This is a genomic window from Paenibacillus sp. FSL R7-0297, assembly GCF_038009025.1.
Lineage (GTDB): Bacteria > Bacillota > Bacilli > Paenibacillales > Paenibacillaceae > Paenibacillus_AQ.
Genome location: NZ_JBBPAQ010000001.1, coordinates 53,878 through 80,126, shown reverse-complemented (window position 1 = coordinate 80,126; position 26,249 = coordinate 53,878). Strand labels below are relative to the sequence as shown.

The following is a 26,249-nucleotide window of genomic DNA, read 5'->3' as shown; positions in this document are numbered from 1 at the left end:
TATACATAGAAAAATGCAAATACGATGATCCCAAGAAACCCCTGACTTATGAAGTCAGGGGTTTCTGTGCGCTGAAGGGTGCAAGTGGAGTTACTCCGGTACCACCAGTCCCAACCCGTCCGCAATACGCCGGCCAAATTCCGGATCAGCTTTGTAGAAGTGACCAATCTGGCGAAGCTTGATCTCATCTGACTCGACTGGAGTCATCGCGCCTACAATATTGCGTACGAGCCGGGCACGCTCCTCTTCACCCAGCAGACGATAGAGATCACCCGGCTGGGTGTAATGATCGTTGTGATCATAAGGGACACTATCGGCTTGGCCGGAGACTGCAAAAGCAGCCGGTTTATCCTGCGGCGATTCAGTTGCCCCGCCGAAGCTGTTAGGCTCGTAATACACGGAGCCTCCGCCGTTATTGGTGTGATTCAGCGCGCCGTCCCGCTGATTATTGTTCACCTCGGTGATGGGCCGGTTAATCGGCAGGTGGTTGTGATTCGCTCCTACCCGGTAGCGGTGGGCGTCGCCGTAGGCGAAGAGGCGGCCCTGGAGCATTTTATCAGGAGAGGCTTCTATCCCTGGCACAAATGATCCCGGAGAGAAGGTAGCCTGCTCTACTTCGGTGAAGTAGTTCTCAGGATTGCGGTCCAGCACCATGCGGCCCACCTCAATCAGCGGGTAATCCTTCTGGGACCATACCTTGGTAACATCAAACGGGTCGAAACGGTAGGTGTCAGCATCCTCTACAGGCATGATCTGCACATGCAGTCTCCAGGCGGGGAAATCCCCTTTGTCGATCGCATTGAACAAGTCCTCTGTATGATAATCCGGGTTATCGCCGGCAATCTGCGCAGCCAGATTAACATCGAGATTCTTGACGCCCTGCTCTGTTTTGAAATGGTATTTCACCCATACTGCCGCGCCTTCTGCATTCACCCACTTGAACGTATGGCTGCCGAAGCCGTGCATATGACGGAGGGTGGCCGGTATGCCACGGTCAGACATCAGAATGGTAACCTGGTGCAGGGATTCCGGGGAGAGCGACCAGAAATCCCACACAGCGTTCGGGTTCTTCAGATGCGTCTGCGGATGGCGTTTCTGAGTATGGATAAAGTCCGGGAATTTAATTGCATCACGGATGAAAAAGACAGGTGTATTGTTGCCGACGAGGTCGTAGTTGCCTTCTTCGGTGTAGAATTTCACGGCAAAGCCGCGCGGATCGCGTACGGTATCGGAAGATCCCGATTCTCCGGCTACAGTGGAAAAGCGGATGAACATCGGTGTGCGTTTGCCGACTTCAGACAAGAAGGAAGCCTTCGTATATTGGGAGAGATCATTGGTGACTTCAAAATAACCATGGGCACCGGCGCCTTTGGCATGGACGACACGTTCAGGAACACGCTCCCGGTTGAAATGGGCTAATTTCTCCAGCAGATGAACATCCTGCAGCAAAGTGGGTCCGCGGGAACCGGCTGTCATAGAATTCTGGTTGTCACCTACCGGGGCACCCCAGCTTGTCGTTAGTTTGTTATTGCTCTCACTCATGAATATAGTCACCTCGTATTAGGATTTGATTTTAGATTAAGTATAAGTTTTATAATAACAAAAAATTAAATAAAATCAATCCTTTTTTATAATTATTATAATTAACTATATGCGGAAGAAGTTGTGATCATGATAATGCGGACTGCCTCTGGGCACGGAATATATCTCGCAATATTGGATGGCAAGGGCAAGGGCAAGAGCGAGAGAGAGGGAAAGGGAGGTATGAAGCTGAAGAAGTAAGGTGACAACGTCAAAAACCCTCTACGTTAGGCGTAAGAGGGTCTCTATTGCTGCCATCAGTCAGGAAAGCGGCCTGTATCAAATAAGCAGATGTGAGCGTTAATTATTCGTACAGTTCCAGCTCGCCTATAGAAGTGGAGTAAGCGCCGTTGTTGGCGGTAATGACCAGCCTGTAGCTGGTATAGTCACCTGTTGAAGAGAGGTTGAAGTAGTAAGAGGAACCCGGATAATAAAGGCCGGACTGGCTGCTCAGAACGACCCAGCTGCCGCCGTTACTGGAGCCCTGTAGGGTCCAGGTTTTTGGCACATTCGCCTGAGGCTGGGATGAGGTGGTAAGCCTATAGCTGCGTACCTTTTTGGAAGTGCCAAAGCTGTATTGCAGATATCCTGAGCTGCCGCTGGAAGTGGAATAATAGGTGCTGTAATCATGGTCAAAAGCTTTGTAGGCTTCATGGAATGCCCATTCGCTGCTGGCGGAGGCGGTACCCGCCGGACTTGTGTTGGAGGTCATCACTGGAACAAGATTTCCGGCAGCACTAGCTCCGGTTAAGCTGATCGCAGAAGCCATAAGCAGAGTCCCCAAGCCGATACCTACTTTTTTGAAGCTGCCCATTCGTTGCAATTGCATTTGCCCATCTCCCTTTGTAGTGGTTTTACCTGCTTCACTTGTGCGTGTTTGGCCTAAATGAACTCCCGGGAACTTCTAGCCGCTCATCGCCTACCTTATTGTGCAAACGTTTGTAGCACAGTATCACTGTAACCTAAGTGAACTGAAAATATTGTCGGAATTGGACAAGCAGCCAAAAAAAATTGGTTTGGGAAACTGATTTCACTAAGAGTAGGATATTTGCCCGGAATTCCGCTGAAAAGCAGATTAAATGAAGATGATTAATGTTATTAAAGATAAAGAATATGAACTAAAAACTCGTGAAACCTAAAAATTCCCGCCCGCTAAAGCGGGCAGGAGGGAACGAAGAAAGGGCATATAGGAGGAAGCTGCAGAACTGCGACGCGAATCAGCCTTTGATGTACATCCGGTTATAGTATTCATCCAGCATGCGTTTGGTGGCGAACTCGGTGCGGGTGGTCTCAATGCTGCGGTGCATCATCTGCACCCACTTGTCTTTGTTCTCATAGAAGGTCGGCAGAACGCGGTTCAGGAGTGTATCATACAGGGCATCGCTATCGTGCTGGTCAAGTACAGCAAAATCAGTAGTCTCAAAGCCGTCCCCGATCTGCCAGCCGTTCTCGCCGTCTATACAGGCCTCCGGCCACCAGCCGTCAAGGATGGAGCAGTTGAGGACGCCGTTCATGGCGGCCTTCATACCGGAGGTTCCGCTGGCTTCCAGCGGTCTGCGCGGATTGTTCAGCCAGATATCGGAGCCGCGGGTGAGCTGGGCCCCGATGGTCATATCGTAGTTTTCCAGGAAAACTACACTTTTCGGGTATTTTTTCATCATGGCTACGAGGTTGCTGACGATTCTCTTGCCGTTATCATCCAGCGGATGCGCTTTGCCGGAGAAGACAATCTGAACTTTGCCGCTCTCCAGGTAAGGCTCAATCACCTCGGGCTGGGAGAAGATCAGGTCACTGCGTTTGTAGGGAGCCGCGCGGCGGGAGAAGCCAATGAGCAGATTGTCTGCATTCAGGGCAATCCCGGAACGCTCTTCGATGAAGCTGATCAGCTCCTGCTTGATCTCCTTATGCACAGCCCACAGGTCGCCGCCTTCTTCAAAAGCACGGGTCATCCGTTCATCTACCCAGGTAGGCGTATGAATTGCATTGGTAATGCCGATGATCTCGGACCGGCCGGCGACTTCCTTCCACATTTTATTAGCGGTGTCGGCATGGAGCTGGGCAACGGCATTCGAGATGCGTGACAGGCGCAGGCCGGCTACCGTCATGTTGAACGGTTCTCCGCCGATCCGTTCCATCTGGGCGCGGGTTAAGCCGTTAAATGCACCCATGTACTCCAGACGGTCGAGCGGATGGGTCTCATTACCTTCCTTGATCGGTGTATGTGTAGTGAACACAACCTCTTCCCGTGTAGCTTTCCAGGCTTCCTCAAAAGTACTGCCGCCGGACATCTTCTCACGGATCAGCTCAATTGCAGCAAGGGCCGCATGCCCCTCGTTGAAGTGATAGACATTAACCGGAATTCCCAGAGCACGCATGGCTTTGACGCCGCCGATCCCCAGGACAATCTCCTGGGCAATGCGTTCTTCCCCGAACCAGCCATACAGCTGGCCTGTAATCCAGGCATCACTGTTCTCGGGAATATCGGTATCCAGCAGATAAAGCGGGCTGTTGCCGAAATGCTCTGTTTTCCACACTTTGCAGACGACATCGGTTTTTCTGACTTTTACCGTAACCTTGACGCCGGTATCTTCAAGGAACTCATACTCATAATTATGGTAGGAGTCGTACGGATTGCCGTTTGCATCAATTTTCTGGTCCGTGTAGCCTTGTTTCCATTTGAGTCCGATGGGGATGACGGGAGCTCCTATATCCTTGGCACCTTTGATGTAATCTCCGGCCAGAATGCCCAGGCCTCCGGCGTACATTTTGAAGTCGGAATGGAGCCCGTACTCCATGCTGAAATAAGCTACTGACGGCAGTTGGTTCTCGTTCACTTGATAAGCCTCCTAAATATGATTTAGATTATTATTGGCCAAGCTGCAGGCTTTATCTAAGATGCAAACGTTTGCTCAAAAGAATATGTTAGGCTCTGGAAGCGATTGCACACCTATTCTAGCATATTTGTCTTTAAAAAGCACAACGAAGTTTTGATAAAAAAATTCTTCAAAGCTTCCATTCATAAAAATTTGATTAACCCGGCTGAAGGCCATAAGATAAGAGGATAACAACCAGTAACGCCGGTGCCGTCCCTTCCATGGAGAAGGTAGCCTTAATGGCGAAGAAACAATGGAAATAAACCAAGTGGTGGTGTTCATGTTGAGTATAGTCGTAATTGGAAGTCTGAATATGGATATGGTAGTACGCACGAAACGGGCTCCGGAAGCGGGCGAGACGCTGTTTGGCCAGGAGTTCGCATTGTCCCCCGGCGGGAAAGGTGCCAATCAGGCCGTTGCTGCAGCCAGACTTGGCGCGGAGGTAACCATGATCGGCAGAGTGGGCCGGGACTCTTTTGGCAGCGGACTGCTGGAGGTTATGACACAGGAGCAGGTTCACACCGGATATATCACGCAGAGTGAGTCACAGGCTACAGGAGTCGCCTCCATTGTGGTGGACGGAGAAGGCGAGAACCGGATTATCGTGGTGCCCGGTGCGAATGTCGAGATGAAGCCGGTTGATATTGAAGCACTTGAACCGGTTATCCGCCAAGCCGGAATTGTCGTCATGCAGCTGGAGACGGACCTGACGATGGTAGAGGCTGCGGCTGCCGTTGCTTCCCGCCATGGAATTCCGGTGATCCTCAACCCGGCACCGGCTCAGCCGCTCGGAGATGAATTGCTTCATCATGTGACTTACCTGACTCCGAATGAAACAGAGGCGGGCATTCTGGCCGGTATTTCGGTAGGGAGTGTGGATGATGCGGAGCGTGCGGCACGGATTTTGCTGCAAAAAGGGGTTCAGCATATTATTGTCACACTGGGCTCCAAAGGGGCGCTGATTGTGAATGCCGCCGGCAGCCTGCATGTTCCCGGGTTCCCGGTACAAGCTGTAGATACAGTGGCGGCGGGCGACTCCTTCAACGGGGCATTGGCTTGGCAGCTTACCCGCGGGAAAACGCTGGATGAAGCGGTCAGATTCGCGAATGCGGTCGGTGCACTGGCGGTTGGCAAAGCGGGAGCGATTCCTTCGCTTCCAAGATTGCAAGAGGTGAAGCAGTTCCTGCAGGAAGCTGCTGATGCCGAGCCGGGCGCACAGTAGATTTAGCGTAAGGAACGTGTAAACGGTCCTTTGAGATTCGTAAGTTCATTCTGTATAAGGATTCTGGTTAATATATTGCGGGGATTGTTGTATTCTGTGCAGGATTGTCTAACTAACCAGACACGGAATGCTGCGGATAAGCGGGCCGGGCGGTTAATTCACAGGCTTAGCCTGATACCTAAGGAGCTGGAGCGATGAGCGGTACAGTAACCGTTAAGAATGTAACCCTCGGGGAGGGGATGCCCAAAATCTGCGTTCCGCTGGTCGGAACAACGTTATCCGAGCTTCGGGAAGAGGCGGAGGCCCTTAAGGCTCTGGCTCCGGATGTGGTGGAGTGGCGGAGCGATTTCTTCAGCCAAGTGGAGGATATCGCAGCGGTAACGGAGGTATTGGAGGAAATCCAGCGTGTTCTGCCGGAGGTTCCGCTGATCTTCACGTTCCGCAGCGCCCAAGAGGGCGGGGAGAAGGAAATCTCCACGGAATATTACTTCCGGCTCAACAAAGCTGCTGTGGAGAGCGGATACGTTGATATTGTGGATGTGGAGTTGTTTAACGAGGAACAGGAGGTCCGCGGGCTGATTGCCACAGCGCATGACAATGCGGTATTCGTGATTATATCGAATCATGACTTCCATGGCACGCCGTCACAGGATGAAATCGTCTCCCGGCTGCGCAGAGCACAGGAGCTTGGCGGAGATCTGCCGAAGATTGCTGTGATGCCGCAGAGTGCGGGGGATGTGCTGACCCTGCTGGCAGCGACAAACAAGATGCAGGAGCAGTATGCGGACCGTCCGATCATTACGATGTCGATGGCCGGAGAGGGCGTAATCAGTCGGCTTGCCGGTGAAATCTTCGGCTCGGCGCTGACCTTCGGGGCGGCGCATAAGCCTTCGGCTCCGGGTCAGGTAGCGGTTGCCGAGCTGCGCAGTGTGCTGGAGCTGCTGCACCGCAGCTTATAATCAAGAATAGAGAAGGATGTTCCCGGGCCTGTGAAATGGCGGGAGCATCCTTTTTCGAAATATAAGAATTTATATGCTTCACGCTATCAATTATCCTTCTATTTCTCGCTGAAACGGTACCGCCCTTGTGGAATGATGGCATATCATACTCGGTCTTTCAGTACGGCACCCCGACATACCTGCAAACAGCTACAACTCAGGGAGGCTGCTGCTGTCTATTTCCAGTCCACGCTCCATAAATACCTCTTTGGCCACAAAAGTAGCATTAAGCACACGCGGAAATCCGGCGTATGGCACGCAGTGCAGAATGGCCTCGATAACCTCTTTTGGGGAAAGTCCTACATTAAGGGCGGCATTGATGTGAACAGTGAGCTGGGGCTCGCAGCCGCCAAGTGTTGTCAGGGAGGATAGGGTTACTAACTGCCGCTGCCGCAAATCCAGCCCTTCACGGGAGTAAATGTCCCCAAAGGCAAACTCGATCACAAATTTCCCAAGATCGGGAGAGATGTCTTTTAGGGATTCGATTACCTTTGCTCCTCCAGTACCATCCACCTCCATCAGCTTCTTCCAACCACGTTCATAACGTTCTGTAGTCATAGGTTAACCTCCATTTAATTTCGTTTTGTTGTCCTGTATTCAGGTTACAGCTTAGAGCGCGCTCTAATGCAACCTTTCATTTGGTGTGCTAAGATTGGGCAATGGAGAACTTACTAACAATTCAGGAAATGTCCCGTCTTACGGGACTGTCGGCACATACGCTGCGGTATTACGAGAAGGAAGGGATGCTGGAGAATGTGGCGCGGAATGAACAGGGCTATCGGGTATATTCGGAGGCTGATGTCTCTTGGGTACAATTCCTCGTTATTTTGCGGGAGCTGGATATTCCGATCCGTGAAATGAAGCGGTATTCCAATCTGCGCAGTCAAGGGCCATCTACCGTCTATGAGCGGCGGCTTATGCTGGAAGCCCACCAGAGCAGGGTTGAGCAGCAGATGCATAAGCTTGGTGAGAATCTGGACAAGGTCGCCAGTAAGATTAGGTATTACAAAGAAATGGAGAACGAGGTTCGAAAATGACTTAGAGGAATGTCAAATACACTTGTAGCGTTAAAACGCTACAAGTGTATAAATGAAGTTAAAGGACTCTGTGAACCCGTATCTTATTCGTTAACAAACGGGAGCTCCAGTTGTATGGAAATTCAGGCGATATAGTGTTAGTGTGGATTCCTTGGTTTCCTTATTCCTGCTTGGTTCCAGTGTAGACATGTACTGCATCCCGCAGGAACCCGGCCAGTCCAGGACGGCGTTTGTCGTAATAGGCGGTAAAGCGTTCATCATCGACATACATCTGCGCTACCCCTGCGTGAGCTTCCTTGGTGTAGGTATCCCAGTAGAAGCTAAGCCACTGGCGGTGCAGATCAGCTGCCTTCTGCGCAAGCTCACCCGCCGAATCTCCGTCCTCCATTGCCCGCTCCAGCGAAGCGAACATGTCTGCTTCAAGCTGCTGGATGGCAGCATACTGCTCCTCGGTCATGTTCTTCAGCTTGCGGTTCGACTTCTCTACGGCGTCTTCGCCGTACTTCTCCCGGATCTCCTGCCCGTACTTCTGCTCGTTATCGTCAATCAGCTTCTGCTTAAAGCCTGCGAATTTCTCATCATTGCTCATTATGATTCTCCCTTCTGTGTGTGCAAGTGTCTGCTCGACGTTCGCGATCAGCTGGTCCAGCTGCTGTCTCCGCTGAAGCAGCTTGTCATGGTGCTCGCGCAGCGCGCGGGCTCCATCGAAGGAAGGTGATGTGACAATCTCCCTGATTCCCTCCAGGCTTAAGCCCAGCTCCCGGTAAAACAGAATCTGCTGCAGCCGGTCCACCTCGGCCTGGCCGTAGATGCGGTATCCCGAGGAATTGATTCTGGCCGGCTTCAGAATCCCGAATTCATCGTAATACCGCAGTGTCCGCGTGCTGATTCCCGCGAGTGCTCCCAGCTTCTGAACAGTGTACTCCATTGTCATTTCAGCCTCCAACTCTGTCTTGGCGTATACAGCATGGACGTGCTCTAGCGTCACCGCCGTGTAAGCTGCTGCTTACAAAAACTACTCTACACCTTCACGTAACGGCAATGTCAAATCCTAATTTTAGGATAACCCAAGGGCTGGCCGGATAACCGGATAACCGTATAATCTCTCAAATAGCAAATAGCAAACAGCAAACAGCGGCCGTCTCCGTAGCTGCTGCTAGGAAACTGCCGCTGTCGGGCAGAGCATGGGGGATGTCTATTTCTTGCCGACTTGGGCGGCGAAATACGCCTGCAGTTCCGCTAGCTTCCGGGGATCGGCCAGAGCATCTTCAGCAGGGAAGTAATGCTCGGCCACAAGCTCCCAGGTGGGAACGATCTTCTGGGAGGTCATGGCTTTGATGGCGATCTTGACGGTCTTGCGTTCTCTGGCGTTGGAGAAGGTGTCGATATAGTGCTGAGAGCGCCCGAAATCGAGTTCATTGAAGACCGCACGGAAAATATCGGCCGTCATCTTGGCATCGTCCAGCGCGCGGTGTGCAGAGCCTGAAGGCTCAAGGCCGAACAGGGCCATAGCGCCTTCAACGCTGATGTCATTGCTTAGGCCGCGGGCGCGGAGCACGCCTTTGAGCAGATCAAAGTAGGTCGCTTCCATCCAGTAGGCATCATCGATTTTGTGCATCCGCACGTCCTGGATGATCCGTTTCATATCCTCGCCGCCCCAAGTCAGCAGCAGCACGCCGTCCGTGCTCTGATCAAGCCAGGCTCTGAAGGCGGCTATCACCTTCGGGAACCGGTCGGCGACATCGATATCCTCTTGGGGGATGCCGGTTTTTTTCTTGATAAAGGAATTGAGGGTGGAGAAGTATATGGGTTTGATTAAGGCAGAGAACTCGCCCTTATATTGCAATGAAGCGTCTAGACGGACAGCTCCGATCTCAATGACCTCCATAGGGTGCTCACTGGCAAATTTGCGGCCGTTGAATTCGATGTCCAGAATAATATAATCCACAGGTAATGCCTCCGTTTCAGTGACTGGCGCCGGATTGCCCGTAATTGCGCCGACATTTCTATTTTAACAAAAAAAGTGCTTGTGTGGGGAATTCGGCGGTGAAATGGCAGATTGATGCAGGAACGGCGGCAATTCGGTGTCGAATAGCTTAATAGCAGGTAATCTATTGGATCGGCGGTTCGGCCTGTGCCGGAAAAAGTACGCTAGCGAGGTGGCGGGCCTATTGTTGTGAAGGGGAGTCAGCTGCTGCCAGCGGCTCTTGTAAAAAGGAGGAAATTAATATGACAGCTAAAGAATGGCTGGCAGACCATATCTGCGATCTCGAGGAACTACTGCTGAGCAATGAAGTGCGTACGAATCCTGAAGCGGTGTCACTGCTGATCGCAGATGATTACACTGAATTCGGAAGTTCAGGCAGGGTATGGCGGAAACAGGATCAGGTTGGTGAAGGGGGCGCAGGCGAGGTACGGATGACCTTGAGTAACTTTGAACTTCATACATTGTCTGAGGATAATGTACTTGCGACCTACCGGACCTTCAACGAAGAGTCCGGTATGCATTGCCTGCGCAGTTCAATCTGGAAATTCCGCGATGGACGCTGGCAGATGTTTTTTCATCAAGGAACACCGGCCCATGAAATTTAACGCGGATACTACGTATAACAGCATAAAAGTTGCATTATTATGCATTTTTATATGAAAATTTTGGGTATTGTATCTTTGTTTGTAATTTTATATATAGGTAAAGCAGGAGAATAGTCATAATACGTCGAATTTCTACCTTATGCAGTAGGCAGGAAGAGAGGTATGTATGATGAAGAACAAGCTGAAATCGAATTTGCAGATGCTGCAGAATGCTTACTCTTCTTTATGCGGATTGACGGTTATGATAACTAATCAAGCGGACGAACGGTTAACTGAGCCTTCCGGAATGACTGATATGGTTGGCTTATTATTAGGTTATCAGAGTAACTCCACTGAAGATACCATAATGAAAATTATCGAAAAAGTACGGGGCATTTCCAAGCCGATTATATATGAAACCATCTCAGGGTTTAAGCTTCTGGTGGCCCCCGTGCAAATTAGAGAACAAACGCCATATTATATTCTTGCAGGTGTTTGGATTGATGGAAGTACTAAAGAATTGATTACCGGCAAAATAAAAGAAACGATCACTCCGGAAGAATGGCAGCATTGGATTCGCGCCCTTGATAGGGTTGAAGTATATGACAAACAAAATATTGATAATTTCTTCATTCAACTGGAAGCGCTTGCAGACACAGTGGCGGCTTTACTCGAGTGTGAGCAGAATGGAAATAATTCTTCGAATAATCTGCAGCTGCTGAATCTCGTACATCTGCTGGATTCAGGAAGCCCAAGCTGGATACAAGGTGTGCTGGGCATATTTGTACGTGTGCTGGGACTTGAATTTGCGGGGTACGCCAGTAATGTTACGAATAGTGAACAATTTACTGTAATTGAAACAACCGGGATTCATGGGGATAATCTGCTATTTAGATCTTCCTTTTATGTAGGGGAAGGCTTTTTGGGGCAGGTAGGGCTCTCCAGGCAGATGGGGTATTGGGAGAAGGTCGACCGTGACCCGCGGGTTTCTTTTTTTACTTCAAAGGGAATTAAGCCAAAAGTGATCATCTGTTATCCCATAAAGTATAAAAATAAGCTGTTCGGGCTGTTGTTTGGCGGAGATTCCTTAAGGCAGGAAATATCGGAAGAGCAGGCGGATATGGGTATGCTGATAGCCCAGCAATTCTCATCTACCGTATATCATATGGATAACGAAGCAGAATACGAACGGCGAAGAATGCGGATTGATGCCTTTCTCGAAATCACCCAGACAATGGTCTCCATCCATAACAGGGAGAACTTCCTGCAAATGGTTATGGAAACCGTACAGCAGCAGGTTCAGAGTTCTTTTATTTGTTTGTTATTGCACCTGCCGGATGGTGAACGAATGGAAATATACACAGCCTCGACTGCTCCTAGTGAACAATATAACGTTTATGCTTCCGATGTTGAAACAACCTATTTTGGAGACGGGGTACCTATCGTTAATATGCTGCGCAGACCTATACAGCGGGAATGGAGGGGAAGGGAATTAATAGAATTCCCGTTGGCCTTTGAGCAGAGACTGCTGGGGCTGATCACGGTCCAATTTAATAATGAAAGTCATCATAAGGAATTTACTACATTTCTTCGGGGAACCTCTGGTTTGGTAGTCACTAAGCTGCTAGGGGTTTCAAAAGAAATCCTATCTGATAAAAAGGATATTCTAAAATTGCTTCTGGATACATTGCTCATGTGGAGACCGGAATCCTATAATAAGGGAATCCTGGTAAAGGAACTTGCGCAGGGCCTGCTACAAGAGTTGAATCGTCCCGCTGAAGAGGTGGAATGGATAGGACAGGCCAGTCTGCTCAGCGAATATGATCCGGAACTGCTGGCGGGGTATGTCGGGGATATCCCGGCTGTAAAGCTGCTGCGTCAATTGCAGCGCTACAGGTCGGGCCAGACTAGAGAGGATGAAGTAAGAGACAACTCCTATACCTTCCTGGGAAAAGCGTTGCTGATGGTTCACTTGTATATCGAGCACGGGGAGAAAGAATGGAAGGAATTCCTTCCTATTCCGATAGATGACCCTATCCTGCGATCCGTAGAACATTATTTGTCTGTCCAGTCTACATCGCCTATCTCTCTATCTCCCCTAGACAGCAAAGGCAGTCTGACCTCAAGGGAAGAGGGAATTCTGAAACTTGTCTTACTGGGATTCAATAACAAGGAAATTGCTGAGAAACTCTTTATTAGTACACATACCGTTAAGAATCATATCACTAAAATATACGAAAAGCTTGGTGTTAACGGCCGGGCCCAGGCGATTTCTCAAATGTATAATTCCTCCTTAACCTATACTTTGAAAAAGCAATGATACCGCATCATATGGTATCATTGCTTTTTTTTATCCCTAGGAGAGGGAAAATATTCCTGAAATAAACAGGAATATTTTGTCGAAGAACAGGAACTAGTGATGATAGGCACAAGGACCTATATAGGGGATAATGTAAGAGAAATATTTCACAATGTAAACCATTTTGAGCAAAGGAGTTTTCCCCATGAAGAACACAGGGGGATTTCACAATGGAATTAAATATATGCAGCGAAGTACAGTTGGATGAATTGTGAAAGTGAAAACAAAGAGAAATCACTAAAGGGAGTGTTTCATTTGAAATTAACGATCCGTACAAAGTTGTTGGGAAGTTTTCTGGGTATTGTAGCTTTGCTTCTATTGATTAGTGGATTGTCGATTGTGAAGATGGGGCAAATGAATAGCAATTCTGTCGAAATGCGCAGTTATAACTTTCCGGCACTGGTCCAAATGGAGAATATCCGCACAGATCTCTATAAACTACGCGGGGATTTGATGAAGATTATACTGGAGACGCGTACGGCAGAGTTCAGTAAAATACAGACAGCTATTCAAGAAGACCAGGCTAAGCTTGCTACCAGTATTAAATCCTATGGAGCGCTTGACCTGAATGAAGATCAAAGGTCATCCCTGGAGATCATCAAGCAAAGTGTGGAGAAGTATAATGCAATTGTTCCGGACGTTGTTGATATGGGAATGAGAAACGATAATGTGAATGCCTATCAAACCATGCTTGATTCAGTAGCTGATCTGCAAAAGGCGCAGGATACAGCGAATCTTGCCGCTGAGAATGTAATAACAGGAGCAAATAACACAATTGAAGCCAGTGTAGACAGCTATAATTCCGGAAGAACTACCATCCTTATCTTTGCTTTTCTGGCGACAGCGATTGCTATCGCGCTGGCTTTAATTATCTCTCAAGGAATCGTGGGCCCCGTATCCAAGCTTCTAGCTGTCATGATGAAAATGGCGGGCGGCGACCTCAGGGATCAAGTTACGATCAAAAGCCGTGATGAATTCAGCAAGCTTGCCGCGGCTACTAATGAAATGATATCCAACTTAAAAAAATTAATCGGAAATACCGCAGAATCTGCTCAGAATGTGGCTGCTTCCTCTGAGGAAATATCGGCAACCACCGAACAAATTGCCAGCGGCAGTCAGTCACAGGCTCAGGCCGCGCAGAACATCAATCAGCTGATTCAGGATCTGCTCAGAGGCATTGACGAGGTTGCGAAGAATGCGGAGCAGGTGTCGGAACTATCCATACTGACACGTCAAGGCGCCGAAGAGGGAAGTAACGCCGTACGGAATTCCAGTCTGGGCATGAATAACCTGTCGGAGAAGATGGAGCTGCTGGAGCAGGACTCCCAAAAAATTGGTGAAATTATTGAAGTGATTGATGAAATCGCCGAGCAGACCAATCTGCTTGCCCTAAATGCAGCCATTGAAGCAGCGCGTGCCGGAGAGCAGGGCAGAGGTTTTGCCGTTGTGGCCGATGAGGTCCGCAAGCTGGCGGAACGAAGCAGTGAAGCCACCAAACAAATTGCCTCTATTATCCGGGGAATGCAGAAGAATACGGTACTGAGTGTTCAAGCTGTGAGCGAGGTCTCGGTGCTGTCAGACCGGACAGAGGTGCTGATCAATGGCATCGTATCCCGTGTAAATGAGACGAACCAACAAATTGCCGGTATTGCGGCAGCATGTGAGGAACAGGCGGCGCAGACGAGCGAGGTATTAGTATCTATTGGGACTGTGGCTGCGGGAAGTCAGCAATCTGCAGCAGCAGCGCAGGAAACAGCCGCTTCCTCACAAATGCTCGCCACTCTGGCGGATGAGCTGAATGGCGCTGTAGCAGCCTTCAAGCTGTAAGGAGGAGAAGCCATGCTCACAGCGGAATCTGAACAATACATCGTATCCCGGCTGGGAGGCGAGAAGCATGCCATCAATATCCGGGATATTGATGAAATTATCAAGATGGAGCATATCACGGGAGTGCCTAACAGCAAGCCATTCATCAAGGGAGTCATTAATCTGCGCGGCAGGATTGTACCGGTGATTAGTATGTGTAGAAGATTTGGTATTCCTGAAACACCTGTAAAGGCACAGTCACGAATTATTGTGGTGCGATATAAGCAAGAGGCTATGGGCATTATTGTAGATGCTGTGGAGAAGGTGACTTCATTTCAGGAAATCGAGTCTCCCTTAGAATCCCACGAGTCAGATGGAGCGCAATACATGGATGGAATCGGGCAAAGTTCTGAAGGTTTAATTAGTATACTGAACATCGAGCGCTTGTTTGGTGAAGGGTGACGCTTAAAGGAGGGCTTAGAAGATGAATGAGTATCATAATTCCGCATACTTGGGAGTATTTCTGGATGAAATGCACGAGCAGCTACAATACTTGGATGAATCCTTATTAGTGCTGGAAAGTTCAGGCTGTCAGGATACCATCATCCAAAAAATATTCAGGGCGGCACATACCTTAAAAGGATCTTCGGCAGTAATGGGATTTAAGCAGCTTAACGGGTTGACGCATCAGATGGAAAGTGTGTTTGATCTGATCCGTGGCGGGCAGCTGGAGGTATCTCCTGAATTACTGAATATCCTGTTTGACTGTATAGACTTCATTAAGCAGCTGCGCCATTCCATCCTGGGTGGGGTGATGGAGGAAGGAGATACTTCAGACCTGATGAGCCGGTTGGAAGAAGTCAGAGTTTCGGCTGCAGTTGGAGCCGCGACACGTGAACCCGAGGCACGCCCACCCTCACCTGCCCTGCATATTGTGTTTAATGATGTCCACAGGAAACAAATACAGGAAGCCCTGGATAGCGGTTCAGAGGTAATGGCGATTCATGTGCAGTTGGCTGAAGAAGAATCGATGAAATATGTTCGCGCCAAGCTCGCGGAAATCAATCTGATGGAGCAGGGGGAAATTGCTGTCTGCTTCCCTGAGCTGGAGATGATTGAAAAGGATGAAATGTTTGCCGGAGCCATCGTTTATATACTGATTACCAGACAAATGCAGCAAGACATTATGGCCAGTCTGAAGCAAATCTCCCAAATAGACTCTGTGCATGTGGAATATATTACAAATCTGAATCTCAATACTTTTGTAGAAGGGAAAGTTGTGCCCCGAGTCGAAAAGGATAAAGATCACCAAAAGGATACACTTAAAGCAAAGGAAATAACAGGGGTACCTGAAACTAAGTTACAGGTGGCGCAAACGGTTCGTGTAGACGTAGAACGTCTGGAGGGTCTGCTCAATCTGGTAGGTGAATTGATCATTGATAATACAAGGCTGCACAGCATTAGCGTCAAATTAGGCGAGCAGCTCAAAAATAATAGCGATATCAATGTACTGAATGACATTGCCAATCATTTGAACATGGTTATTTCTGATCTTCAGGAAGGCATGATGAAAACGCGGATGCTGCCGATAGAGCATTTATTCGGCCGATTTCCGCGGATGATTCGTGATCTGGCGCAAAAGTCGGGTAAAAGTATTGAACTCGTCATTGAAGGCAAAGAGACTGAGCTGGACCGCACCCTCATTGAGGTGATAAGTGACCCGCTCATACATATTCTGCGGAATTCCGCTGATCATGGACTGGAGGCTCCGGAAGAACGTGCCGCCATGGGGAAACCACGCAAAGGTACCATAGTACTCCGGGCAAGTCATCAAGGGAATATGATCGTGATTACTATCGCTGATGACGGCAGGGGGATTGATGCCCATAAAGTAAAGGAAATGGCGGTCCGCAAAGGATTTGCTTCAGCTGAAGAGGTTGCCCACATGAGCGAAAAGGAGCTGGTTCTGCTTATATTCCGTTCAGGTGTATCGACAGCACAGCAAGTTTCAGATCTGTCCGGCCGCGGGGTTGGAATGGATATTGTGAAATCGCATATTGAGAAATTGAATGGCGTCATTGATATTGAAACGACACCGAATGAAGGAACCGTAGTTACGATAAAGGTTCCCTTGACCCTTGCGATTATCCGCTCCTTGCTCATTAAGCTGGGGACTAGCACTTTTGCAGTCCCGTTAGTAAATGTTATTGAAATTTTTAGGCTGAAAACATCTGATATTCTTACGGTACAAGGGAAAGAAGTATGTAAATTCCGCAATCAGGTGCTTCCGCTTGTCCGCCTGCACAGCAGGCTGCAGGTAGAGGAGGCGCAGGATGCCGCCCAAGACCGCTTGTTCGTTGTCATTGTCGGATTGGCAGATAAACGAGTCTGTCTGATCGTTGACCAAACGATTGGAAATCAGGAGATTGTAATCAAATCACTGGGTAATTATATCGGCAATGTGTCTTATATCGCCGGTTCGACTATTCTTGGAGACGGTCATGTAGCGCACATCCTGGATGTAGGCTCTATTGCTCGTGAAGCAGGTTCTTCCTATGAATCCATTCTGCTGTCTGAAGCCGCTGAAGGCGCAAAGCTGGATGAGGAAAACGGGAAATATGTAACCTTCAGGCTGTCGGAAATGCATTTTGCCATTCCAATCAGGAAGATGAAAGAAATTGTACCGGTACCGGAGATTCATCCGCTTGCTTCAGCTTCCTCCCATGTCCTGGGAATGATTAATTTACGCGGATTGTTATTTCCGGTATATGATATACGACTCCGGTTAGGTATGAGCACACACGACCGATCTTCGAGCTCTCGAATATTGATCTGTGAAGTATCTGGGCATGAGGTGGGGCTCCTGGTGGATGAAGTATCAGAGGTTCGACCGCTTCCCAAAGCACATCTGGATGAGACACCGGATCACGTACTGCGGAAATCCGAAATGCTGGAGGGCATTTATAAAAATGATCAGCAGTTCATTCATTTATTGAATTTAGAAAAGCTGATCAATCTGGAACCTAAAAGAAAAGAGGTGGGATGATTGATGGAGAATTCTTTACAGGGAAAGATACAACTGCTGAAGTGGAATAAAGACGTGACCTTAAAGAATGTCGATGAGTTCCGCGTGACGATTCTGAAGCTTATAGAAGGTGACTCTGCCGGGCTTATCCTTGAGCTCACTGATGTATCCTACCTGAACAGCGCTGGACTAGGTGTAATAGCAGATGCTGTGCTGACCGCAGGACGTATGGGCAAGGAACTCGTTATTGCGGGTGTACAATCCACCGTGGGTGAAATATTTGAAATTGTACATTTCAGTACACTCATGAAGATATTCGCGGACCTTAATGACGCTTATGATTATTTAAATGGTGTACGGAATGAATAGCGTCTCAGGAAGAACATATGGTCAAATTCTGGTTATTTATAGACGTAATGATATAGCCCTTGCCATAGATATTACCAGGAAAATTGCTCAAATCTCAGGATTTTCTGAGCATGAGTCGATCCTGCTTCAGCTGGTAACCGAAGAGGCCTGCACGAATGCATTTGAGCATGGGAGTTCTTCAGATATATGCAGATTCAGAATTTCCTGGCTGGTTGAATCGGACATCATGGAGATTAAGGTTTGTCAAAATGGCCCATCCTTTGAATTGCATAATGGAGAGGTCTTCCCGGTCGGACTGCATGGCAGGGGATTGATGCTCATTCATGGCATTATGGATGATGTAAGATTGATCTCCGAAGGTGCCTATGTGACACTCTACATGTGTAAGAAAAGGAGAGTGACATGAACAACAGATGGTTATACCGGTTGAGAGAATGGTCTGTCAAAAACAGATTTTTTCTTATTCTAGTCATAATAGTTATTTTGAATTTGTATAATTTTTTTTTCGTTGATAAAGTGTTCAGTTATGAATTTAGGGTCAGCCTTGTGACCCAATTTTTTATTCTTACCTCACTGATTATCTTACATAGCCAGTATGATAGGAGTACAAAGAAACTGAGGGACAGTGAGCAGCGGTATGAATCGTTATTTCTGTACAACAATGCAGGAATATACGTAGTGGATCTAAAGGGTTCAATCATCAGTGTAAGTCCTAATCTTCTTAATAATCTCGGATATTCAGAGGCGGAAATCAAGAACACCCCGTTTATCCATTTATTTCTACCGGAGGATGTACCGTTAATTCAGCAGACCTTTCAGAACATCACGAACGGTAGTATTCTTTCAACTTCACGAAAATTGCAGTTGATTAATAAGAGCGGAGAGACACACATCTTTGATTTATCCAGTGTTGCTCTCATGGCCGACGGAGAAATTCAGGGAGTTATCGGTTTTGCCAAGGATATTACAGAATTTGAAAGAATGCAGGAAAAGCTGGGGGTAGTACAGACCCAGCTGAATAATATTATGAGAAGTATTGATATTATTTTATGGTCCTATGATGTGACTCAGGATAAATTACTGACCATCTCACCAGCAAGTGAAAAGGTCTTCGGTTATACTCCGGAGGAGTATTATCAGTATCCCTATTTATGGTCGGCGCAGGTCTATGAGAAGGACAAGGATATGGTCGGTGCCAGAATAGCCGCCGCCGCCGCCGGGGAAACCTTTCAAAAGAATCTGGAATATCGCATTGTCCATTCAAGCGGGGAAACCCGCTGGGTTGAAAGCCGGCTATTTCCTTTTTATGCTACAAAAAATGATTCGGTTATTATGAATGGAGTTATATTGGATATTACCCATAAGAAGTTGATTGAGCAAAGTATTCGAATTGATCTGGACTTGGCCAGACAGGTACAAAAAAGCGTTCTTAGTCAGCCGATCTATACACAATCATTTGCCATTGATGCCAGATACGTTCCTTCACAGAACCTGGGGGGCGATATGTATGCCTGGTACCGGATAACTGAACACCGTTACGGCATTCTGATTATGGATGTAATGGGTCATGGGGTATCTTCGGCACTCATTTGTATGTCTATACGTTCACTGCTCAGAGGGATCATTCAAACCAGTACGAGCCCGGAAGAAGTAATTGAAGATTTGAACAATCATATGAATAAGCTGTTTAGTGAGTCAATGACAGCTGCCAATTTCTATTTCACAGCCATATATTTGATCGTGGACACAGAGACTAGTTCCATTGAATATATCAACGCGGGTCATCCCAGCGGTTTGCTAATCGACAACAGCGGGCAAGTATTCCATTTGAAATCATCCTGTCTTCCTATTGGACTTATTCCCCGCTTGAATGTGAAGAAACAAACGATTCAATATACAGGTAAGTCCAGAATCCTTCTGTATACTGACGGCCTAATCGAGAGACCCGGCCAGATGCTGAAGGAACAGATTAATCTGATCATAAATGAAATGAAACAAACGATATCGGAGCCGATTGCCGGAGTACTGGACAAGCTGCTTGTATCCGGTAATGATAGCAGTCTCGCCGGATCGGATGAACTGGATGATGTCTGCCTGATTTACATGGAGATTGGCAGTGAAACAGGATCTAATCCAGGATCACATGCCCTTGCCCAAGCGTAATTTCAACAAAACCAGCCATCTGGCGGGCTTGATAGCGGATGGGCTTGTCACTGGCCATCAGAAGGATGTTGCGGATGTCAGAGTGGCCTTCGGAGGGCAGGGCAAAAGCCTTGATATAGGCGAACTGTTCGCCAAGCGTAGTATGAATGGCGTCCATCAGCCGGTTGTTGTCGCTGCGGCCCATCAGGTTCATGATTACAGAACCGCGGCGCTGTAGCTTCTGGCGGGTAAGGCTGAAGAACCCGCTGGAGATTAAATGCTGCGGAGTTCCTTCGGCGGTGAACGCATCCAGAATGATGTAATCATAGGTATGATCCTGCTCGCTCTCCAGCAGGGTGCGTCCGTCTCCAACCCGCACATTATTTCCGGTATAGCCGAAGTATTGTCTACTCAGTTCAACTACCTCAGGATTCACCTCAGCGATTGTGAATCGCTTCTCCGCATAGTACCCGGCAATCGTTCCGATCCCGTGCCCGATGACAAATACATCCTCGAAATACGGTTCATTGCACTCCATCAGATGGATGATCGCCCGCGGATATTCAAAGACGATACGACGCGGATGCGTAAGGTCAAGCGCACCTTGAATCGCCTCGCCTGAGAACTGCAGCACTCGGAAGCGTCCTTTCTCGCCATATAGCTCTGTCGTATCATATACCTGGATTTCCTGATGATCTGTTGTCGAATGGAATAGTGGATGCAAGCGGATCAGACTCCTTACACAGATGAGATTCGTTCATATTCATTCGGCGTGACACCGACAACCTTTTTGAACAATTTATTGAAATAGGCGGGGGCGGGATAGCTGACATCGGTGCCGATTTCATGGATTTTGGGGTCTGGGGCATTCTTCAGCAGCAGCTTGACCACTGCTTAGGGCAGAAGCTAAGGAGGAAGATAACAGCTCTTCCATATCGGAAAAAGCCAAACGGGTCTCCAGCTGTTCCTCCAGCACCATAGTTAATCCGTCACAGTAGACCGACTCGAATTCCTGCACTTCCTTACGGTCAAGCTCTTCAATAGTAACATAATGCAGCGGCTGGGATGGGGATATTCAGCAGTCACAGGGACTGTTAGGGATGAATTGAAGATTATAAGGATAACAAAAGATAACGAAAATAACATATTGCTTATTATGTAGTTCTCTTTTTGTTTATTGTTAACGTTTCCGCGACTATTATAGCGCTGAATTATCCGATAAGAAGTGTATTCATTTATTATTTATTGTCTTTATTTGTTCTGTTTATAAGGTTATAATTAAGTTATTGCTAACAATAAAATAACAAAATAAAATGATGGAAGCGAATGCTGGAACAAAATTAAAGCGTATGCTTCCGAAGCGAGTTATGCGAAGTGGATTCGGAGAAGAATATGCTATCAAAACTTTGAGGAGGACTTATGAAACAACTGCACATCAACCTGACGAACTGGGAATTTAGAGCCTGCGGAGATGAAGCCTGGCTTCCGGCGGTCGTACCGGGAACGGTACATACGGATCTGCTCCGGAATGGAGTGATAGATCAGCCCTTCTATGGAACCAATGAGCATGACCTGCAATGGATCGACAAGAAGAACTGGGAATATAGAACCGCACTTACATTAGAAGAGAAATGGCAGACACTGGCGGTTACGGAGCTGGTATTCGCCGGACTGGATACGTATGCAGATGTGTATGTGAACAATGTGCATGCCCTGTCTGCAGATAATATGTTCCGTTCCTGGACTGTGAATGTGAAGGGGCTTCTGCAGGCTGGAGAGAATGAGATCCGCATCGTATTCCGCTCTGTAGTGACCGAGGATCTGCCGAAGCTGGCCCAGCTGGGCTATGATCTGCCTGCACCGAATGACCAGTCCGAGCTCGGTGGGCTTCAGGAGCAGCGGATCAGTGTGTTTGCCCGCAAAGCGCCGTACCACTATGGATGGGACTGGGGCCCAAGATTCCTGACCAGCGGCATCTGGCGTGAAGCCGTGCTGTGGGGCCGGGACATTGCGGTAATTAAGGATCTGTACATCCGCCAGAATGCGGTGAGTCCGAAGGAAGCGCGGCTGACGGCTGTAGTTGAAGTGGATGCTCCGGAAGCTTGGAGCGGCCTGCTGCGGGTAACAGCCGAAGGGCACGAATGGATGAAGGCAGCTTCGCTGGTTCCGGGCAATCAGGTGGTGGAGCTGGAGCTCGTCATCGATACGCCGCGCCTGTGGTGGTGTAACGGGCTGGGTCTACCTGAGTTGTACAATTTCCGTGCAGAGCTGCTGCAGGGAGAGGAAGCGGTGGCCGTGTCGGAAGTTACGACAGGGCTGCGGGAAATTAAGCTGGTCCGTACACCGGATGAGCATGGGGCTTCATTCCGTTTTGAGCTGAATGGTGTACCGGTCTTCGCTAAAGGGTCGAATCATATTCCAAATGACAGCTTCATAACTGAGGTTACGGAGGAACGTTACCGCCATGAGATTGCTACGGCGGTGGAATCCAATATGAATATGCTGCGTGTGTGGGGCGGCGGATTCTATGAAGAGGAGGCGTTCTACCGGCTGTGTGATGAGTACGGGCTGCTGGTCTGGCAGGACTTCATGTTCGCCTGCAGCATGTACCCGGGAGATGAGCCGTTCCTGAACAATATCCGCGAGGAAGCGGTATATAATGTCCGCAGATTGCGGAATCACCCTTCTATTGCTGTATGGTGCGGGAACAATGAGATTGATTCGGCCTGGTCGCAATTCGAGGAGAATATGGGCTGGGGCTGGAAGGAGAAGCTGAGTGCTGAAATCCGCCAGACCTTGTGGGCCGCGTATGAAGAAATCTTCCACAAGATTCTGCCTGACGCTGTTGCCGCCAATCATCCGGGTGTGGATTACTGGCCTTCCTCACCGCTGCGTGAGCTTACCCGCGGTCAGGATCAGCATGCTACGCGGATTATGGGCGAAGGCGATATTCACTACTGGGGAGTATGGCACGGAATCGAGCCATTTGAGAACTATAACCTTAAGGTTGGCCGCTTCATGAGTGAATATGGCTTCCAGTCCTTCCCGGAGCTGAGGTCGGTGCTCAGCTATGCAGAAGAAGCGGATATGGAGCTGGAGTCGAAGGTGATGCTGGCCCATCAAAAGAACGGACGGGGCAATCAGCTGATCAAAGAATACATGGATATGTACCTGCCGCAGCCTAAAGATTTCAGAGGGTTCCTATACATGAGCCAGGTGCTTCAGGCAGAAGCGATCCGCATCGCGATTGAGAGTCACCGCCGGAACAAGCCTTACTGCATGGGCACGCTGTACTGGCAGATGAATGACTGCTGGCCGGTAGCTTCCTGGGCGGGTATGGATTATTACGGGCGCTGGAAGGCACTGCAATATACTGTGCGCAAATCCTTCAAGGATATACTGCTGTCCATTGACGGCACAGACGGAGAAACCTTAAAGATCCACGCTGTCTCCGACCGGCGCCAGGCGCTGGACGGTGAGCTGGTGATCCGTCTTCAGGACTTCAGCGGCGCGCTGCTGCGGGAATGGTCGCAGCCGGTAACTGTGGCTGCGGATTCGGCAGCGGTGGTCTTCACGCTGCCGGTTGCTGAACTGCTGGCAGGCCGCGAGCCGGCTCAAGTGCTGCTGACGGCTTCCCTGCTGGAAGGCGGACAGGTGCTGGAGCGTGGGGAGCATTACTTCGCGGCAGCCAAGGATATCCCGCTTAGCAAGCCGGTGATTACGGTGACGGAAGTTCCAGGCAGCGCCAAGAGCTTCACGCTCAGCAGTGATGTGCTGGCTAGAGGTGTGCATCTGACCGTAGAAGAAGAGGGCATCTTCTCCGACAACTTCTTCGATCTGCTTCCGGGCGAGCCGAAGACGGTAGAGTTTGCGCTTAGCGGCGGTGCGGAGTCTGACTTCACGCCGGCGGCCCCGACGGGGCTGGTGGTCCGCTCGATGGCGGACTATATCTAAATTAAGAATTAGTTGCGATTAGAATGATTCGCTATCGTGCATCCTTCTATTTCCCGCTGAAACGGATTTCGTCCCTTGATGGGCGGAATCCGTTTTTACGAGGAAAGCGGGCAGGCTTGCGGACTGACAAGACCTTATTGTCTGAAATAAAGCATTATTTCCACGCTTGCGGACTCAGGAGACCTTAATTCCCGCTCAGGAGGCCATTTGGACGATGAAGCGGTGCAATAGGGGCTTTTGAGTCCGCGTGGAAGGAAAAAGTGGTATTTTCAGCAAAATAACGGCTCTCCAGTCCGCTTGGACTTGTCTAGTAAAGATCTAGAATTAAACAGGTTAACTGTAAACAGGCTTAACTTCATTTCACGGAAGCCGGGGCAGAAATGGGCTAATCATCCGCTCATAGATTGACAAGCTATATAACTATGAGCTGCATCGTTCGGGTTTGGCGTCACTTTCATGTTATATTCAGCTTTTTTCTTGCCGGAAAAGCTAGAATTATGTATAATAGCAATTATTATCGATGTGAATGTACGATATTCTGTTTTCGAAGGTGGTTTCATGGCAGAACTGGAAAACAGCGAGCAGAAGAAGAAGATGTGCCAGATCTACAATGAGATCTCCAAGGAATTGTTTGGCTTCGGTACGACCCTGCTCCGCGTTACTGTCGATCAGCGGGTCATTACCTTTCACGCCAAGCACCGCAGGTCTCCACGGTCGACCGCCCTGGAAGGGGAGGCGCCGGAGCTTAAGCAGGAAGTGGACTTCCGGATGTCGCTGCTGTTTAAGAAGAGATTCAAAGAACGGCTTGAAGCAGAGATGGGCTTAACGATTGAGGTTCTGCTGAGGGATTATGATGCACCAACCGGATGGGCTTTTACCAATATGATATTGGCCGGGGAATGAACCACGCCTGTCCATGAATCATGAATATCACGGATTTTTGCTTTTGATCTATCTTAAGCGAAGACCGTCCTTCTATAACGGGGTAGCTCTTTCCTTTGTTTATACAAAGAAAGGTGTTCTTGTTCCTACAAGAATGCTTTTCTTTTTTTTGTGAAAAAATAAGGAAAACCAAGTTTTTATTACCAACAGGAGGTGCTGCTGATCCGTTGTCTGCTGCCGATTGCTTAATGGAAGACTGACAGAACATGCCGTATGTATAGGATGACCGCTGGAATTGTACCGCATATTTAATTACATTTGGGAGGTTATTTACTAATGAATAAACTAATGACTACAGGCCTTGCTCTTGCTTTGACTTCTCTGCTTGCCGCTTGCGGCAACAACAATACCGCTGCGACAAACGGCGCCGGTACGGACAATGCAGTTACACCGGAAGCAACATCTGCGGGTGCGCCAACGGAATTAGTGGTCTCAACCTGGGGATTCTCGGAGGACTTCTTCAAGGAAGCCGTCTACGCTCCGTTTGAGCAAGAGCATAATGTCAAAATCGTCGTCGAGATCGGCAACAACGCCGAGCGTCTGAACAAAATCCGCCAGGGCAGCTCCGATGTGGATGTAGTCTACCTGTCTGATTATTATGCGCAGCAGGCTATCAATGAGGGACTGTTCGAAACGATTGACCGTAGCAATATTCCAAACATCGATAAGATCTATGATATCGCCAAAGCGCCGCTCGGTGAAGAATATGGTCCGGCATATACCGTTGGCCGGCTGGGAATTGCCTATAACCCGGCACTTGTTGAAGGAGAAGTCGGTTCATGGGCAGATATGTGGAGTAAGTTCGACAAGAACCTGGCGCTGCCGGCGATTACTGCCACAGCGGGTCCAATGATTGTGGATGCGGCATCGCTCGTGTCGGGCGGTACCGAGTTCAATGAAGATGGAGCTTTCACGAAGCTGAAGGAGCTGGACAGCAATGTGGTCAAATATTACTCCCAGACTTCGGAGTATGTAAATATGTTCGGCCAGGAGGAAATTGCCGGCGGTCCGATTATGGAAATGTACTTCAAGGATCTCCAGGCAGCCGTGCCGGATGCCAAGTTCGTAGCACCGTCTGAAGGTGCTTATGCCGTAATGAATACGCTCAACGTGGTCAAAGGCAGTGACAACAAGGAGCTTGCTGAAGAGTTCATCAACTGGCAGCTGAGCCAGGAAGTGCAGGAGAAATCGGCCAAAGCCAAAGTCGATTCCCCGGTGAATACAGAAGTTGTGCTGACGGATGAAGAAGCGGTAGGCGTAACGTACGGTGCAGAGGTAATCAGCAAGCTGCGCAAGCTGGACATGTCCTTCGTGAACGAGCATATCTCCGTGTGGACTGACCGCTTCAACCGTGAGATTGGCGGCTAAGG

21 protein-coding genes are annotated in these 26,249 nt (G+C 48.8%); 14 read left to right on the top strand and 7 right to left on the bottom strand.

The genetic code is table 11. The features are described 5' to 3' along the window. Positions 1-90 precede the first annotated feature (90 nt). The 3 genes from katA to glgP all read right to left on the bottom strand — a co-directional run bounded on the left by katA (position 91) and on the right by glgP (position 4,415). Positions 91-1,542: a catalase KatA gene (gene katA, locus MKZ24_RS00330; RefSeq protein WP_340780934.1), complete on the bottom strand. Its 1,452-nt coding sequence runs from the start codon at positions 1,540-1,542 to the stop codon at positions 91-93. Positions 1,543-1,885: 343 nt separating this feature from the next. Further along, positions 1,886-2,410 carry a discoidin domain-containing protein gene (locus tag MKZ24_RS00325; RefSeq protein ID WP_042232656.1) on the bottom strand — a complete coding sequence of 175 codons (525 nt, stop codon included), beginning with the start codon at positions 2,408-2,410 and terminating at the stop codon, positions 1,886-1,888. Between the two features lie 388 nt (positions 2,411-2,798). Further along, entirely contained in the window at positions 2,799-4,415 is a 1,617-nt protein-coding gene (gene glgP, locus MKZ24_RS00320) for an alpha-glucan family phosphorylase (protein WP_340780933.1), read from the bottom strand. Positions 4,416-4,707: 292 nt separating this feature from the next. Between glgP and rbsK the strand changes: the two genes are divergently transcribed. Together rbsK and aroD are read left to right on the top strand one after the other, a co-directional pair. Next, positions 4,708-5,676, top strand: a complete 969-nt coding sequence (gene rbsK / locus MKZ24_RS00315) for a ribokinase (RefSeq protein WP_340780932.1) — start codon at positions 4,708-4,710, stop codon at positions 5,674-5,676. Between the two features lie 194 nt (positions 5,677-5,870). Further along, complete coding sequence (gene aroD / locus MKZ24_RS00310) at positions 5,871-6,635, top strand: type I 3-dehydroquinate dehydratase (protein WP_042232661.1); 765 nt, start codon at positions 5,871-5,873, stop codon at positions 6,633-6,635. 189 nt (positions 6,636-6,824) lie between these two features. Here aroD and MKZ24_RS00305 read toward each other — a convergent pair whose 3' ends face one another. Then, positions 6,825-7,232, bottom strand: a complete 408-nt coding sequence (locus MKZ24_RS00305; RefSeq protein ID WP_042232662.1) for a carboxymuconolactone decarboxylase family protein — start codon at positions 7,230-7,232, stop codon at positions 6,825-6,827. A 101-nt stretch (positions 7,233-7,333) separates the two neighbouring features. On the opposite strand from MKZ24_RS00305, the gene MKZ24_RS00300 reads away from it, so the two are divergent. Continuing rightward, positions 7,334-7,711 carry a MerR family transcriptional regulator gene (locus MKZ24_RS00300; protein WP_042232664.1) on the top strand — a complete coding sequence of 126 codons (378 nt, stop codon included), beginning with the start codon at positions 7,334-7,336 and terminating at the stop codon, positions 7,709-7,711. A gap of 160 nt (positions 7,712-7,871) precedes the next feature. On the opposite strand, the gene MKZ24_RS00295 is transcribed toward MKZ24_RS00300, so the two are convergent. Continuing rightward, complete coding sequence (locus MKZ24_RS00295) at positions 7,872-8,639, bottom strand: MerR family transcriptional regulator (RefSeq protein ID WP_340790018.1); 768 nt, start codon at positions 8,637-8,639, stop codon at positions 7,872-7,874. 267 nt (positions 8,640-8,906) lie between these two features. Then, the gene (locus tag MKZ24_RS00290) at positions 8,907-9,659 is read right to left on the bottom strand and encodes a 3'-5' exonuclease (protein WP_039310164.1); all 753 of its coding nucleotides are present in this window, start codon (positions 9,657-9,659) and stop codon (positions 8,907-8,909) included. Positions 9,660-9,940: 281 nt separating this feature from the next. Here MKZ24_RS00290 and MKZ24_RS00285 point away from each other — a divergent pair, with 281 nt between their 5' ends. From MKZ24_RS00285 to MKZ24_RS00250, 8 genes are all read left to right on the top strand, one after another. After that, positions 9,941-10,303 (top strand): nuclear transport factor 2 family protein, encoded by a 363-nt coding sequence (locus MKZ24_RS00285; protein ID WP_042232666.1) that lies wholly within the window; start codon positions 9,941-9,943, stop codon positions 10,301-10,303. A 199-nt stretch (positions 10,304-10,502) separates the two neighbouring features. Further along, complete coding sequence (locus MKZ24_RS00280) at positions 10,503-12,602, top strand: helix-turn-helix transcriptional regulator (RefSeq protein ID WP_340790016.1); 2,100 nt, start codon at positions 10,503-10,505, stop codon at positions 12,600-12,602. 243 nt (positions 12,603-12,845) lie between these two features. Continuing rightward, positions 12,846-14,468 (top strand): methyl-accepting chemotaxis protein, encoded by a 1,623-nt coding sequence (locus tag MKZ24_RS00275; RefSeq protein WP_042232668.1) that lies wholly within the window; start codon positions 12,846-12,848, stop codon positions 14,466-14,468. A 12-nt stretch (positions 14,469-14,480) separates the two neighbouring features. Further along, complete coding sequence (locus MKZ24_RS00270) at positions 14,481-14,909, top strand: chemotaxis protein CheW (RefSeq protein WP_042232670.1); 429 nt, start codon at positions 14,481-14,483, stop codon at positions 14,907-14,909. Positions 14,910-14,931: 22 nt separating this feature from the next. Continuing rightward, entirely contained in the window at positions 14,932-17,493 is a 2,562-nt protein-coding gene (locus tag MKZ24_RS00265) for a chemotaxis protein CheW (protein ID WP_340780925.1), read from the top strand. 3 nt (positions 17,494-17,496) lie between these two features. Next, positions 17,497-17,841 carry an STAS domain-containing protein gene (locus MKZ24_RS00260; protein ID WP_042241535.1) on the top strand — a complete coding sequence of 115 codons (345 nt, stop codon included), beginning with the start codon at positions 17,497-17,499 and terminating at the stop codon, positions 17,839-17,841. After that, the gene (locus MKZ24_RS00255) at positions 17,834-18,247 is read left to right on the top strand and encodes an ATP-binding protein (RefSeq protein WP_042232673.1); all 414 of its coding nucleotides are present in this window, start codon (positions 17,834-17,836) and stop codon (positions 18,245-18,247) included. The genes MKZ24_RS00260 and MKZ24_RS00255 overlap by 8 nt, the downstream gene beginning before the upstream one ends. Further along, positions 18,244-20,004, top strand: coding sequence for a SpoIIE family protein phosphatase (locus tag MKZ24_RS00250; RefSeq protein ID WP_340780922.1), 1,761 nt, complete (start codon positions 18,244-18,246; stop codon positions 20,002-20,004). Before MKZ24_RS00255 ends, MKZ24_RS00250 begins: the two co-directional genes overlap by 4 nt. Here MKZ24_RS00250 and MKZ24_RS00245 read toward each other — a convergent pair. Beyond that, positions 19,970-20,707 carry a spermidine synthase gene (locus tag MKZ24_RS00245; protein ID WP_340780921.1) on the bottom strand — a complete coding sequence of 246 codons (738 nt, stop codon included), beginning with the start codon at positions 20,705-20,707 and terminating at the stop codon, positions 19,970-19,972. The two genes, MKZ24_RS00250 and MKZ24_RS00245, sit on opposite strands and share 35 nt — an antisense overlap. Before the next feature lie 695 nt (positions 20,708-21,402). Between MKZ24_RS00245 and MKZ24_RS00240 the strand changes: the two genes are divergently transcribed. From MKZ24_RS00240 to MKZ24_RS00230, 3 genes are all read left to right on the top strand, one after another. After that, entirely contained in the window at positions 21,403-23,937 is a 2,535-nt protein-coding gene (locus MKZ24_RS00240) for a beta-mannosidase (protein ID WP_340780920.1), read from the top strand. Positions 23,938-24,495: 558 nt separating this feature from the next. After that, positions 24,496-24,840: a hypothetical protein gene (locus MKZ24_RS00235; RefSeq protein ID WP_039310202.1), complete on the top strand. Its 345-nt coding sequence runs from the start codon at positions 24,496-24,498 to the stop codon at positions 24,838-24,840. Between the two features lie 315 nt (positions 24,841-25,155). Next, positions 25,156-26,247, top strand: coding sequence for an ABC transporter substrate-binding protein (locus MKZ24_RS00230; protein WP_340780918.1), 1,092 nt, complete (start codon positions 25,156-25,158; stop codon positions 26,245-26,247). The last annotated feature ends 2 nt before the right edge of the window (positions 26,248-26,249 follow it).